The following is a 259-nucleotide window of genomic DNA, read 5'->3' on the forward strand; positions in this document are numbered from 1 at the left end:
TCCTGTAATCCGTGGTTCAGCACTTGCTGCACTGAACGGTGAAGCTGGTCAATACGGTGAAGACGCAGTTGTAGCTCTTGTTGAAGCGCTTGACTCTTACATCCCAGAACCAGAACGTGCAATCGACCAAGCATTCTTGATGCCAATCGAAGACGTATTCTCAATTTCTGGCCGTGGTACAGTTGTAACTGGCCGTGTTGAAACTGGTATCATCAAAGTTGGTGAAGAAGTTGAAATTGTGGGTATCAAAGACACAGTT

General features: G+C 45.9%; 1 pseudogene. It reads left to right on the forward strand.

The features are described 5' to 3' along the window. Nucleotides 1–259, forward strand: a pseudogene (locus G5T77_RS11885) (elongation factor Tu); the annotation flags it as partial.

The sequence above is a fragment of the Acinetobacter sp. GFQ9D191M genome (genome assembly GCF_011174875.1).
GTDB lineage: Bacteria > Pseudomonadota > Gammaproteobacteria > Pseudomonadales > Moraxellaceae > Acinetobacter.